The sequence below is a fragment of the Amorphus sp. 3PC139-8 genome, from assembly GCF_040750475.1.
GTDB lineage: Bacteria > Pseudomonadota > Alphaproteobacteria > Rhizobiales > Amorphaceae > Amorphus.
The window spans coordinates 200,215-214,273 of sequence record NZ_JABJVY010000001.1; the positions used below are offsets into that span (position 1 = coordinate 200,215).

General features: G+C 69.3%; 9 protein-coding genes. 7 read left to right on the top strand and 2 right to left on the bottom strand.

Annotated elements, in window-relative coordinates:
• Positions 1-215: 215 nt before the first annotated feature.
• From HNS03_RS00890 to grpE, 7 genes are all read left to right on the top strand, one after another.
• Positions 216-2,660 (top strand): ATP-binding protein, encoded by a 2,445-nt coding sequence (locus tag HNS03_RS00890; protein WP_367192381.1) that lies wholly within the window; start codon positions 216-218, stop codon positions 2,658-2,660.
• Positions 2,657-4,210, top strand: a complete 1,554-nt coding sequence (tsaE, locus tag HNS03_RS00895) for a tRNA (adenosine(37)-N6)-threonylcarbamoyltransferase complex ATPase subunit type 1 TsaE (RefSeq protein ID WP_367192383.1) — start codon at positions 2,657-2,659, stop codon at positions 4,208-4,210. Before HNS03_RS00890 ends, tsaE begins: the two co-directional genes overlap by 4 nt.
• A gap of 41 nt (positions 4,211-4,251) precedes the next feature.
• Positions 4,252-4,983, top strand: a complete 732-nt coding sequence (locus HNS03_RS00900) for a nucleotidyltransferase family protein (RefSeq protein WP_367192384.1) — start codon at positions 4,252-4,254, stop codon at positions 4,981-4,983.
• 28 nt (positions 4,984-5,011) lie between these two features.
• Entirely contained in the window at positions 5,012-8,092 is a 3,081-nt protein-coding gene (addB, locus tag HNS03_RS00905) for a double-strand break repair protein AddB (protein ID WP_367192385.1), read from the top strand.
• Positions 8,089-11,610 carry a double-strand break repair helicase AddA gene (addA, locus tag HNS03_RS00910; RefSeq protein ID WP_367192387.1) on the top strand — a complete coding sequence of 1,174 codons (3,522 nt, stop codon included), beginning with the start codon at positions 8,089-8,091 and terminating at the stop codon, positions 11,608-11,610. The genes addB and addA overlap by 4 nt, the downstream gene beginning before the upstream one ends.
• 187 nt (positions 11,611-11,797) lie before the next feature.
• Positions 11,798-12,115: a thioredoxin gene (trxA, locus tag HNS03_RS00915; RefSeq protein WP_367192389.1), complete on the top strand. Its 318-nt coding sequence runs from the start codon at positions 11,798-11,800 to the stop codon at positions 12,113-12,115.
• Between the two features lie 186 nt (positions 12,116-12,301).
• The gene (gene grpE, locus HNS03_RS00920) at positions 12,302-12,889 is read left to right on the top strand and encodes a nucleotide exchange factor GrpE (RefSeq protein WP_367192391.1); all 588 of its coding nucleotides are present in this window, start codon (positions 12,302-12,304) and stop codon (positions 12,887-12,889) included.
• 191 nt (positions 12,890-13,080) lie between these two features.
• On the opposite strand, the gene HNS03_RS00925 is transcribed toward grpE, so the two are convergent.
• Together HNS03_RS00925 and ykgO are read right to left on the bottom strand one after the other, a co-directional pair.
• Positions 13,081-13,722, bottom strand: coding sequence for a tetratricopeptide repeat protein (locus HNS03_RS00925; RefSeq protein ID WP_367192393.1), 642 nt, complete (start codon positions 13,720-13,722; stop codon positions 13,081-13,083).
• 99 nt (positions 13,723-13,821) lie between these two features.
• Entirely contained in the window at positions 13,822-13,947 is a 126-nt protein-coding gene (ykgO, locus tag HNS03_RS00930; protein ID WP_026319121.1) for a type B 50S ribosomal protein L36, read from the bottom strand.
• Positions 13,948-14,059 lie beyond the last annotated feature (112 nt).

A 14,059-nucleotide genomic window follows, 5' to 3' on the forward strand; every position in this document is an offset into this window, starting at 1 on the left:
GGCATGGAGCCAACGCGGCGGGTCCCATCCGCACCGCCGATCGACTACCATCGCCACCACGCGATTCGCGTAGAGCGCGATCCCGTTCCGGACCCGGAGCCGGTTCTTTGACACCAATGCCGACGAACCTGCTCTGACTATCTGTATTGTCGCAAATCCTTACGGAAAACCGATTCCCATTTTCCTGGATTTGCTCGAGAGCCACCGCGCCGACCATGACCGTTCCTTCACCCCGGCCGATCGCCGGCCTGCTCGTCTCTGCCGCATGGCTGTCAGCCGGCATCGCGCCTGCCGCCGCGGCGACGGGCAAGGTGGAGACGGCCCCGCTCGCCTGGGCCGCAACAGCCGCGGCCGCAATCGCGGCGCTGGCATGTGGCGCGCTGGCCTGGCGGTTCCGGCGCCAGGCGCATCTTCACGCCGCGCGTGCAGACCAGGCCGCAGTGCGCGCCGAGCAGGCGGAGCTGTTGCTGGAAACCGGCGATCTCCGGATCCTGGTGCTGCCGCTTGGCGACGCCGTACCCACGGTGGTGGGGAGCGGCGAACTCGCGGGTGTGCCGCGCGACCCCGCGCAGCTTAGGGACTTTTCAGCCTGGCTCTCCGACTCGGACGCTAAAGCCCTTGCCGACGATGTCGCCGCCCTTACCGAGAGCGGGCGCGGCTTCGAGCGTATCGTCCAGACCACAGCCGGCGATCCGGTCGCTTGCACCGGCCGGGTGGCGGGGGCTGCGGTCGCGATCGCCTTTGCGCCTTCGAGAGCGGGCGCCCTCGCGCCGACGCTTCCCACTCCGTCGGAGGATGCGCTGGCGGCCTTCCTGGAGCGCCTGCCCTATCCGGTCTGGATGCGCACGCCGGAGGGCCGGCTGAGCTGGGTCAACGCCGCCTATGCCGCCGCCGTCGATCATCCGGATGCGGCCGCGGCCGTGGCGGCGGGCGACGAACTTCTGGACACCGCCGGCCGACAGGCTGTGGCGGCCGCGCGCGGCGGGTCGGGCCGGGCGGAGGTCCGGGTCTCCACCGTCATTCACGGCGAGAACCGCACCCTCGACGTGGTTGAGATCACCGGCCCGAACGGCAGCGTCGGCGTCTCCATCGACGTCACCGAACTGGAGCAGACCCATGCGGTGCTGCGCCGCACGGTCGACTTTCACGCCCGCACCCTGGACGAGTTGGCGACTCCCGTGGCCGTGTTCGGTCCCGACCGGCGGCTGCAATTCTACAACCCCGCCTACCGCGCACTTTGGGGCCTCGATGCCGGCTATCTCGACAGCCACCCCCAGGACGAAGCGCTACTGAAGGCTCTGCGCGCCGAACGCAAGCTGCCCGAACAGGCCGATTTCGACGCCTGGGTCGCCCATGTCACCCGTGGCTACCAGGCGGTGGAGAGCTTCGAGGAGTGGTGGCACCTGCCCGACGGGCAGACGCTGCGCGTCATCACCAATCCGCATCCCCATGGCGGCGTGACCTACGTCTACGAGAACGTGACGGAGCGGCTCGATCTGGAAAGCCGCTACAACGCGCTGATCCGGGTGCAGAGCGAGACCCTCGATCATCTGGCCGAAGGCGTGGCGGTGTTCGGCCCGGACGGCCGGCTACGGCTGTGCAACCCGGTGTTCTCCCAGCTCTGGCGCCTGCCGGAAGGCGCGCTCGCCGACCGCACCCACATCACCCGGGTCAGCCACGCCTCTGCCACCAGCCCGGCCGACCGCGCCGCCTGGGTCAAGATTGCCGCCGCCGTCACCAGCCTCGACGATCGAAGGGTCCCGATCGCCGACCGTCTGGAGCGCGACGACGGCAGCGTGATCGACTTCGCCACCGTGCCCCTGCCCGACGGCGCGACGCTCGCCACCTTCGTCGACGTCACCGACACCGTGAAGGTCGAGCGCGCGCTGAAGGAGCGCAACCAGGCACTGGAAGAGGCCGACCGGCTGAAGAGCGCCTTCATCGGCCACGTCTCCTACGAGCTGCGCTCGCCGCTCACCTCCATCATCGGCTTTACCCAGCTTCTGACCGGGCCGGGTGTGGGCCCGCTCAACGAAAAGCAGCGCGAATATACCAGCTACATTCACTCCTCCACGGAAGCCCTGCTGGCGATCGTCAACGACATTCTGGACCTAACCACCATCGACGCCGGTATCATGGAGCTGGAGTTGGGAGAGGTCGATGTCGCAAGCATCGTGGCATCGGCCACCGAAGGACTGCAGGACCGCATCAAGGAGGCGCGGCTCACCGTCCGCACCGGGATCGCGCCGGAGGTTGGGACCTTCGCCGCCGACGAGAAGCGCGTGCGGCAGGTGGTCTACAACCTGCTCGCCAACGCGGTGACCTTCTCGCCCGACGACAGCACCATCGAGATCACCGGCCGGCGCGACGGCGACGATGTGGTGCTGACCGTCGCCGACCAGGGTCGCGGCATCGCGCCGGACCAGATCGAGGCGGTGTTCGACCGCTTCGTGTCGGATCCCTCTGGCGGACGCCGGCGCGGCGCCGGTTTGGGGCTTGCCATCGTGAAGAGCTTCGTCGAACTTCACGGCGGCTCGGTGGAGATCCATTCCGAGCCGGGGGCGGGCACCACCGTGACCGTCCGTTTCCCGAACCGCCCCGATGTCGCCGCCACGCCCGCCGGCGACGCCCAGATCCTCTCGTTGCCGCCCCGCGCATGACCGCCGCTTCCCTGACGATCGCCGTTGCCGACGAAGCCGCAATGCGCCGGCTGGCGGAGGACATCGCCACGCTTCTCGCCCGTGGCGATCTGGTCACCCTCTCCGGCCCGCTCGGCGCCGGCAAGACCACATTCGCCCGAGCGCTTCTGCGCTCTATCGCCGACGACGAGGCGCTGGAAGTCCCGAGCCCGACCTACACGCTGCTGCAGCCCTACACGCTCGGACGCCTGACGCTTGCCCATATCGATCTCTACCGGCTCGCGGATCCGGAGGAGGCGATCGAACTCGGCCTGGAAGATCTGCTTTCCGACGGCGCGGTACTGGTGGAATGGCCCGAGCAGGGCGCAGGCGTTCTGCCACCCGCCGATCTCGCAATCGACATCGCCCCCGGCGAGGCCGCCGAGGCCCGCACCGTGACCTTCACGGCAGCGCCAGGGCTCGCAGGCCGGCTGGCACGAAGTCTCGAAGTCCGCGCCTTCCTCGACAGGGCCGGCTACCCGGCCGCCCGCCGTCGCTATCTGCAGGGCGACGCCTCCAGCCGCACTTACGAGCGCGTCGATCTCAAAGCGTTTCCGGGTGAAGTGGGCACCGGTTCACCGTCACCCAAAGCGGTGCTGATGAACGCGCCGACCCAACCGGACGGCGACCCGATCTACGACGGCAAGCCCTATTCGCGGGTGGCGCATCTGGCGGAGTCCGTGCGTCCGTTCGTGGCGATCGGGGAAGCCCTTCGCAGCCGTGGCTATGCCGCCCCGGCGATTCTCGCCTTCGATCTGGACCACGGCTTCCTGCTCCTGGAGGATCTCGGCACCACCACCGTACTGGAGCGTGGCGTTGTCGTGGAGGAGCGCTACGCGGTCGCGACCGACCTCCTCGCCGACATGCATGCCGGGCCGATGCCCGGCACGGTGGCGCTCCCCGATGGCTCCACCTACGAGCTCCCCCCGTTCGATCCCGGCGTGTTCAGGATCGAGCTGTCGCTCTATCCCGACTGGTTCGTGCCGCACGCCACCGGCGCTCCGATGCCCGAGGCGACCCGCGAAGACTTTCTCGACGCCTGGGACGCGCTCTGGCCGCTGGTCGAAGACGCCGAAATGGGCTGGCTTCTGCGCGATTTCCACTCGCCCAACCTGATGTGGCTTGCCGAGCGCGACGGCCTCGCCCGGATCGGGCTGATCGACTATCAGGACGCCTTGATCGGCCCGACCGCCTACGATCTCGCTTCGCTCCTGCAGGACGCTCGCGTCACTGTCGCAGCCGACATCGAGACCCGGCTCCTGGCCCGCTACATCGCCGCGCGCCGCGCCGGCGATCCCGCCTTCGACGAAACCGGCTTCCGGCGCGCCTACGCGCTCATGGCGGCCCAGCGCACCACCAAGGTGCTCGGCATTTTTGCCCGCCTCAACGTGCGCGACGGCAAGCCCGCCTATCTCTCCCACCTGCCCCGCCTGGCCGACGATCTCCGGCGGACGCTCGCCGACCCCATTTTCACCGACCTGAGAGCCTTTTACGATCCGGCGCTGTCCGCGATCGATCTCTCTCGCTCCTGACCTGCAACAGGGCTCCGCCCGATACCCGACAACGACCGGCCATGATCAAGAAGAACAACCACCCGAAACGCGCGATGGTGCTTGCCGCCGGCATCGGCAAGCGCATGCGTCCCGTCACGGCGACAACGCCGAAGCCGCTGGTGGAAGTCGCCGGCCGCGCGCTGATCGACTACGGCCTCGACCGGCTGGAGGCGGCGGGTGTCGAAGAGGTGGTGGTCAACGTGCACTACCTGGCGGATCTGGTGGAAGTGCATCTCGTCCGGCGGAAGACGCCACGCGTCATCATCTCCGACGAGCGCGACCAGCTGCTCGACACCGGAGGCGGCATCGCCAAAGCGCTCTCCCATTTCGGAGACGAGCCGTTTTTCCTGCTGAACTCCGACACCTTCTGGCTGGAGGGCGTTCGCCCGAACCTGGAACTTCTGTCGGAGGGATGGGACCCTGAGGTCATGGACGGGCTTTTGATGCTCGCGCCGACGGTCACTTCGGTGGGCTATGACGGGGCCGGCGACTTCCAGCTCGCGCCGGATGGGCGGCTTGCGCGCCGCGACGAGGGACAGGTGGCGCCGTTCGCCTATGCCGGGGCCGGCATCCTGTCACCGGCGTTGTTCGCCGGCGCGCCCCAGGGTGCCTTTTCGCTGAACATGCTGTTCGACCGGGCGATCGACGCCGGCCGCATGTACGGGCTGCGCATGGACGGGCTCTGGCTCCATGTCGGCACGCCGCGTGCCATCCGCGACGCAGAGACCGCGATCTCCGAAAGCGCGGCTTAACCGAGACACGGGAGGTCTCACCGACATCGTGACGGACGCCCGGGTCTTCACCATCCCCCCCTCTGTCCCGTTCCTGCCGACCCTGGTGCGGGCGCTGACGGACGGCACTTTGTGGCCGGGCGGCAAGTTGCCGGACGACCCGCTGGCCCTTGCCGACGCCACGATCTACCTGCCGACCCGACGGGCCGTGCGCGCCCTGGAGGCCGCGGTTCTGGCCGCCGCCCCCGGCGATAGCGCGGTCCTGCCCGACATCCGCGCGATCGGCGACGTCGCCGAGGATCTCCTGGTGCTCGACGAGGAGGCCGGCGGCGACGGCGCGCTCCAACCGGAACTCCCTCCGCTGACGCGCCGGATCGCCATGGCCGGACTCGTCCGTCACTGGGCCGCGCGGCTCACCGCCGCCACGCTCGAGCTCCTGCCCGGCGAGACCGTGGCCGTCCCCACCTCGCCGGCCGATGCCGCCCGTCTTGCGATCGATCTTCTCGCCCTGATGGACCAGGTGGAGACCCAGGAGGCCGATTGGGACGCGCTCGCCCACCTGGTGCCGGAAGAGCTTGCCGCCTACTGGCAGGTGACCACCACCTTCCTGGGCATCGCGATCGAGACCTGGCCGGCCTTTCTGGACGAGCGCGGCGCGGTCGAGCCGGCCCGCCGCCGCCGGCTGCTGGTCGATGCCGAAGCCCGCCGGTTGGCTTCGGCGCCCCCGAAAGGTCCCGTGATCGCGGCCGGCTCCACCGGCTCGATCCCCGCCACCGCGCGCCTGATCGCCACCATCGCGCGGATGCCCAACGGCGCCGTGGTGCTGCCGGGGCTCGACCGGGAGTTGGACGACGATGCCTGGGCGGCCATCGATGCCGCTCCCTCTCCGGCCTTCAGCCATCCCCAATACGGCCTCAAGCAGCTCCTGAAGCGGATCCGCCTCAACCGCGACGACGTGCCCGATCTCGCCGCAGCACCGGCGACCGACGCGACCACGGCGCGCAGCCGGCTCGTTTCCGCCGCCTTCCGCCCAGCGGCCGCCACCGACGCCTGGGCCGGTAGCTTCGATGCCGCAGCCTCCAGCGAGGCGGCGGGCGGGTTGGCGCTGATCGAGGCGGAAACCGCGCGCGAGGAGGCGCTTTCGATCGCGCTCGCCCTGCGCGAAACCCTTGAGACGCCGGGTGCGACCGCCGCCCTCATGACCCCGGACCGCGCGATCGCCCGCCGCGTCGCCGCCGAAATGAAGCGCTGGGAGATCGCCGTCGACGATTCCGCCGGGCGCCCGCTCGGCACCACCACCGCCGGCGTGTTCGCCCGACTTGCCGCCTCCGCGGCGACCATCGGCGATGCCCATGGGCTGATCGCTCTGTTGAAGCATCCGCTCTGCCGGCTGGGCCAACCCCCGGCGGAACACCTCGCCGCTGTCGACGCGCTGGAGCGACAGGTGCTGCGCCGCTATCGGCTGCGTCCGGGCACGGCCGCCCTCGGCGCCGCCCTCGATCGACGCCGGGCGGAACCGCTCGAAGAGGATTGTCCGCCGGAGACGCTCGATCGCGCCGCCGACCTGATCGCCCGGCTTGCCGGCGCGCTCGCCCCGCTGGAAACGTTGGCCCTGGCGGAAGCGCCGGTCGCGATCTCGGAGCTCGCGATCGCGCATCGCGCCGTCGTGGACGCCCTCGCCGCCGATCCCGACCGGCCGGATCCGTTGGCCCGCCGCACCGACGGCCAGGTCCTGCTTGCGGCTCTGGACGGCATCCCGGCGGCGGGCGACGTGGACTTCGACGTCCGCCCGGTCGACTGGCCGCCTCTGGTCGAGGCGCTGGCGGGCGACGCGGCCGTGCGCGGTCCGGTTCCCACCGACGACCGGCTCTTCATCTGGGGGCCGCTGGAAGCCCGACTGCAGTCCGTCGACCGGCTGGTGATCGCCGGCCTCAACGAGGGCACCTGGCCGGCCGCCGTGGAAATCGGGCCGTGGATGTCGCGCCCGATGATGAACACCTTCGGGCTGGAGCCGCCGGAACGGAGGATCGGTCTCGCCGCCCATGACGTCGCCCAGGCGCTTGGCGCGCGCGATGTGATCGTCACCCGTGCCAAGCGGGTCTCCGGCGCACCCACCGTCGCCTCGCGTTGGCTGCAGCGGCTTCTGGCCGTGGCCGGAAAGGAGGCGGCCGAGACCGTCCGTGCTCGCGGCCGCATCTACCAGGATTGGGCGGCTGCCCTCGACGCGCCCGCCGGGCCACCAGTGCCGGCACCGCGACCCGCACCGGCGCCGCCGGTGATCGAACGGCCGTCGCGCTTGAGCGTCACCGAGATCGCGACCCTGATCCGCGACCCTTACGCGATCTACGCCCGCCATGTGCTGGGCCTGCGCCCGCTCGACCCGATCGCACCGCCGTTGGAAGCGGCCGAGCGGGGCACTGCGATCCATGAGATCCTGGCCGGGTTCGGGCGCAGCTATGCCGGGCCTTACGATGCCAGCGCGGTCGCCACCCTTGTGGAAATCGCCAGGGAGACCTTCGCCGAGCATGACGAGCCGGAGGTGACCGCGCTCTGGCTGCCGCGCTTTGCCCGCATCGCGGAAGCCTTCGTCGCGTTCGAGGCGGAGAGCGCCGGCGGAATTGCCACGCGCCACGTAGAGATTTCCGGCCGTCTGACCCGCTACACCCCTGCCGGGCTGTTCGAGATCACCGGCCGGGCCGACCGCGTCGACGAGCGCAGCGACGGCACGCTTGCCCTTTACGATTACAAGACCGGCACTGCGCCCTCACCTCAGGAGGTCGCCGCCCATCTGGAGCCTCAGCTCACCATCGAAGCCTTGATGGCGGCCGAAGGTGGTCTCAAGGGCGTGCCCGTCGGTCGGCCGCTTTCGGAGATGGCCTATCTGGAGCTGAAAGGCGCCAAAGAGCCGCTTCGCCTGCGTTCCGTGCTCGCCAACACCCAAGGCAAGGACGCCGCCACCCTGGTCGCCGAGGTCGATGCCAAACTTGCGCGGCTGCTCGGCGCTTATGCCCTTGAAGGAAGCCGCTACCTCTCCCGCGCCCGCGTCAAGCTCGAAGGCGCCTTCGGCGGCGACTATGACCATCTTGCCCGGGCACGGGAGTGGGCGCTTTCGGTGGAGGGCGGCGAATGAGCCCGCGCGACATCCCCGAGGCGACCCGGATCGCCCAGGCGCGCGCGGCCGATCCGCTCGCTTCCGCCTGGGTCTCCGCCAATGCCGGCTCAGGCAAGACCCATGTTCTGGTGGAGCGGGTGGTGAACCTGCTGCTTGCCGGCGTCGCGCCGGGCCGGATCCTGTGCCTCACCTTCACCAACGCCGCCGCGGCCCAGATGTCCCAGCGGGTGTTCGATCGGCTGGCCAATTTCGCCCGCGCCGACGATGACGCACTCGATGAGCTGCTTGCGCCTCGGTTACCGCACCCTGTCCGTGCGGAGGAGCGAGCCCGGGCCCGCCGGCTGTTCGCCGAGGCGCTGGAGACGCCGGGCGGCCTTAAGATCCAGACCATCCACGCCTTTTCCGCAGCCCTCCTGCATCAATTTCCGCTGGAGGCGAACCTGGCGGCCCGCTTCACCGTGCTGGACGATGCGGCCGCCGCTGAGTTGGTCGACAGCGCGATATCCGCTACGCTCGCCGAAGCCGCTGGGGATCCGGACGGCCCGCTCGCCGAGGCGATCGCGACGATCCTGCCGCTTTCCGCCGACCTGACCCTGATCGGCGCGATCCGCGCCATGGTGAGCCAGCGCGAGGCGTTCCGGCTCTGGCTTCGCGACTGTAATGATTTCGACAACGCCATCGCCCGGCTGCAGGCCGCCCTCGGCCTGTCTCCCCGCGACACGCTGCAGGGCCTTGCCCAGGAGATCCTGGTCTCCCCGCACATCGACCCGGCCTTCGCGGCCCGCTACGCGACCGCGCTCGCCGCCGGCAGCGCCAACGACCAGAAGCAGCTCGCCCGCATCGAAGCCGCGCAGGACGCCACCAAGTCGCAGGACGCCCGCGCGGAGGCCTGGCTGGACATCTTCCTCACAGCCAAGCGCGAACCGCGCAGCGCCACCGGCGCGGGCACCAAGGCGGTTCAGGCGCAACTCCCGGACCTCGGCGAGCGCTTCGCCGCCGAACAGGCCCGCCTGGTCGATCTCCTGGACAAGGCCAAGGCGATCCGCGCCGTCGAGGCGACCGCAGCCCTTGCCCGGCTCGCGGACCGGGTGATTGCCCACGTGGAGGCGGAGAAGGCGCGCGAAGGCTTTGTCGACTATGACGACCAGATCGCCCGCACCGCCACGCTTCTCGCGCGCGCCGATGCCGCCGCCTGGATCCACTACAAGCTCGATCAGGGCATCGACCACATCCTCGTGGACGAGGCCCAGGACACCAGCCCGCGCCAGTGGGAGATCGTGAACGCGCTGGCCTCGGAATTTTTCGCCGGCGCCGGCGCGCGGCCGGGCCCGCGCACCGTGTTCGCCGTCGGCGACGAGAAGCAGTCGATCTATGGCTTCCAAGGGGCCGCGCCGGAAGCCTTCGACCGCCAACTTCGCCATTTCCAGGGTCAGGCCGCCGGTGCGGAGATGACCTTCAACGCGGTCCGGCTGACGCTATCCTTCCGCTCCACACCGGACGTGCTGGGCGCAGTCGACGCCGTGTTCGCCGATCCGGAGCTCCATCGCCGCATCGAGAGTTCCGGCGACGCGCTGGTGCACGAGCCGATCCGCGCCCACCATCCCGGTCGGGTGACGCTCTGGCCGCTCACCGAAACCATCGCCGTCGACGAGCCCGACGATTGGACCCTGCCGATCGACCATGAGGCCGGCTCCTCCGGCCCCTGGCGGCTGGCGGAGCGCATCGCCGCCACCATCCGCGGCTGGCTGGACGGCGGCGAACGCCGCGCGGACGGGCGCCCGATCCGTCCCGGCGACGTGTTGATCCTGGTGCGCAAGCGCAAGCCGTTCGCCGATGTGGTGATCCGTGCGCTGAAGGCCGCCGGCGTGCCCGTTGCCGGCGCCGACCGGCTGACCGTGACCGAACACATCGCGGTGGAGGACCTGATCGCGCTCGGCCGCGCACTGCTGACGCCGGCCGACGACCTGTCGCTGGCCGCGGTTCTAAAAAGTCCTCTGTTCGGCGTGAGCGAGGAGGAGCTGTTCCGTCTCGCCTGCAACCGATCCGGCACCCTGGAATCGGCGCTGCGCACCGCCGGCGCCAACGATCCGCGGCTGGCCGCCATGGCGGACCGGCTCGCCCGCTGGCGGCGGATCGCGCTCGCCGATCGCCCGTTCGATCTCTACGCCACCGTGCTCGGCGCCGACGACGGCCGGCGCCTGTTTCGCGCCCGGCTCGGCGCGGAGGTGGACGAGGTGTTGGATGCCTTCCTCGACCTTGCGCTCGACTACGAGCACACCGGCGTTCCGACTCTGGAAGGCTTTCTCGCCCGGCTGACGGCCACCGCCGCGGAGCTGAAGCGCGAGAGCGACACCGCCGCGGAAGCCGTCCGCATCATGACCGTGCACGGCGCGAAGGGGCTGGAGGCGCCGATCGTGTTTTTGGCCGACGGCTGCGGTGCGCCGGTTCACGGCAGCCAGGCGCCGAAGATCGTCGCCATCCCGCCGGCCGAGCATCCGAACGCGCCTCCGCCGCTGGTCTGGACGCCCAACGGGGAGCATCGGCCGGCGCCCGTCTCGGCCGTGATCGAAGCAGATCAGGCACGCCAGGAGGACGAGTACGCCCGCCTGCTCTACGTCGCCATGACCCGCGCGGAAGATCAGCTCATCGTCTGCGGCTGGCAGCCGAAGAAGGGGCCGCATCCCCGCTCCTGGTACCGGCTGGTGGAAGCCGGCCTCGAGCCGGCGCTGGAGGATATCACCGACGCCGACGGCACCTTGCTCGCCCGGGACTGGCGCGGGGTGGCGTACCGGCGCGGGCCGGCCGAAAGCGGCGAAACCGCGCCGCCCCCGCCGGCGCCGACACCGTTGCCGGACTGGGCGCGGGTCGCAGCACCGCCTCCGATCATTCGCGCGCCCGCCTTGAGCCCCTCCGGCGCCTTGCCCCACGATGCGCGCCGCAAGGCCGCTCCCGCATCGCAATCCGTAGAGATCACGCAGCGCATCGATCCGGAAATCGCCCGCCGGACCGCGCTCTTGCGCGGCACCCTGACCCACCGCCTGCTCGAGGTCCTGCCCGACGTGTCACCGGAGCGGCGGGCGGAGGCGGCCCAACGGGTCTTCGAGGCCCAGGCGGGAAGCGCAGAGATCGACGGCACCGCGATGATCGCGGCCGTTCTCGCGATCCTGGAGGACCCTGCGATCGCGCCCGTATTCGGGCCGGGAAGCCGCGCCGAGGTCGGCCTTGCCGGCCATCTGACGATCGGCTCGGAGCGCCGGCTGGTCACCGGTCGGGTCGACCGGCTGGTGCACGGTCCCGAGCGCATCCTGATTGTCGACTACAAGAGCGACCGTCCGGCACCCGAGGCGCTTGCCGAGGTGCCCGATGCCTATCTGGCCCAGCTTGCGCTCTATCGCGAGATCCTCGGGCCGCTGTCGGCCGGCCGGCCGGTCGAGGCGGCCCTGATCTGGACCGATTCGGCGCACCTCATGACCATTCCGGCCGATGCGCTGGATGGCGCCCTTGCCGCAGTCCACGCCCATGCGGCGGGAGACTGAGGAGAACGGCAACGTGACACGCCGGTCGCTTGACGCTCAAGGTCCCGCTCCCTAACTTTCGGACAACCTGAAATGCCGGGGGCGCGGCAGCTTTCGCGGTCTCGTATCCCGAGCTTTTTTCCTTTGGGCAAGGTGTCGCGCAAGCATAGTCTTGGGCGCGCCATGGCCCTTCAATCGAGGTATTGCCATGACGACCAAAGTTACGGATTCCTCGTTCCAGAGCGACGTGATCGATTCCAACGAGCCGGTCGTTGTCGATTTCTGGGCGGAATGGTGCGGCCCGTGCAAGATGATTGCGCCGGCGCTGGAGGAAATCTCTCAGGAGATGGGCGGCAAGGTGAAGATCGCCAAGCTGAACGTCGACGAGAACCAGCAGACCGCCATGAAGTACGGCGTCCGCTCGATTCCGACCCTGATCCTGTTCAAGAACGGCGCCCCGGCGGCGACCCAGGTGGGCGCGGTGCCGAAGGGCAAGCTCGTCGAGTGGATCAACGGTTCGATCTGACGCCCCTTGCGGCGAGGACACGCGCGAGTCCGGCCAGCGACGGTCGGGCTCGTATTTTCGTGTCGGAGTGACTAAATACCGGCCGGGCTGGAATAGCATGACGCGTTCCGCTCGACCCGCTACCTTTGAGCGATGGGTCGGTTCCTAATCGGGACACACCCGCTCACAGAAAGTCGAAGACGAGCGATGATGAGCAACGAGACGGCGAACAAGGCCAACGAAGAGGTCGACCCGAACCTTTCCGAAAGCACGGAGGCGCCGGCGTCGGAGGCTGACGAGAGCGGCGTCGACGACCCGGTCGTGCGGCTGGAGCGCGAAACCGCGGACCTGAAAGACCAGCTCCTGCGCGCCCTGGCGGAAACGGAAAACACCCGTCGCCGCGCAGAACGCGACCTTGCCGATGCCCGGCGCTACGCGATCGCGAGCTTCGCGCGCGACATGCTGTCGGTCAGCGACAACTTCAATCGTGCGCTCAAGGCCGTCCCGGAGGGCGAGATCGCCCAGGATCCGAGCGTGAAGGCCTTGATCGAAGGCATCGAGATGACCGAGCGCGAGCTTCTGAACACGCTTCAGAAGCATGGCATCGTGAAGGACGATCCCGAAGGCGAGCGCTTCGATCCGAACAAGCACGAGGCACTGTTCGAGGTCCCCAATGAGAGCGTGCCGAACATGACCATCGTGCAGGTGGTCGAGCCCGGCTACCTGATCGGCGAGCGGGTGCTGCGCCCGGCAAAGGTCGGCGTTTCCAAGGGCGGTCCCAAACCCGGCGCGTAAGCGCCGGGAGGTTTTCCGGCTCGGTCCGCAAAAAACAGGAAATCTATGGGGAAGGTCGCGGGACACGCGGCGTGCCCTGGCGGCGCCTTCGGAACGGGCGAACCGATCCCTGCGTCTCGGGACTTGCTCAACCGAGTGAATTTGCAGCCATTTCTTATCGCTCAGATGTTTTCATCTGAGCGGAAAGGGCCCTAAATCTCTTCCCCATCCACGTCGTCGTGGAGGCTTTCCCGCGCCTTCTGGATCTGCTCCTGCAGCGGATAGATCGCCAGCGCGCGGTCGTAGGCCTCGGCCGCCGCCTCGGTGTCGTCGAGGCTTCTGAGAATGGTGGCGAGGCCGTTGATCGCGCCCCAATGGCGCGGCTCGAGCGCAAGCGTGCGCTCCAGATCGGCGAGCGAGCGGCCATACTCCTCGCGCATGAAATAGACCGTGGCGCGGCGGTTCCAGCCCTCGGCATAGTCGGGCGACAGCCGGGTGACGGCATCGAGCACGTCGAGCGCCACCGGCAGATCCTTCGACTCGATCGCCGCAGCGGCCTCCTTCATCAGGAGATCCGTCGTCGGACTGCCGGAGCGCAACAGCTCGCGCTGGATGGTCCCGGAAATCTGCCGCGCCTGCTCCGGCGTCTTCGCCACCTTCAGGCGCGCGAACAGCCGGTCGAGGCGGACCTCTCGACTTTCCTCCACCTCCGGCGGGGCCTCGGGAGGCGCTTCGATCGCCCGCTCCAGGCGCTCCTCGTCCTGCGGAATCTGATCCAGCTCGGACTGGGCGAACGCGGGTGCAGCGGCGAGAACGCCGACACAAATCAGCACTGAGGGAAGACGGATCGTCATGCCCGAATTATGGGGCGCGGACCCGGCTCCGTCAAAGGACCACACGCGGTGCCGACGATCACGATCGCGCGCGCCGATGCCACGCGATGCGGAACAGGATCAGCCCTGACGCGCCTTGTAGCGCGGCGCCTTCTTGTTGATGATGAAGACGCGGCCCTTGCGGCGCACGAGGCGGTTGTTGCGGTCGCGCTTCAGGAGCGCCTTGAGCGAGTTCTTGATTTTCATCGGTCGGACCCTGGGCAAACGACAAAGGCGCGCACGGGCTCCGCGCGCGCCCACTTTCATCCGAAGGCCGGATGTATGGGGCTTCGGACGGTCGCTGTCAACACCGGCGAAC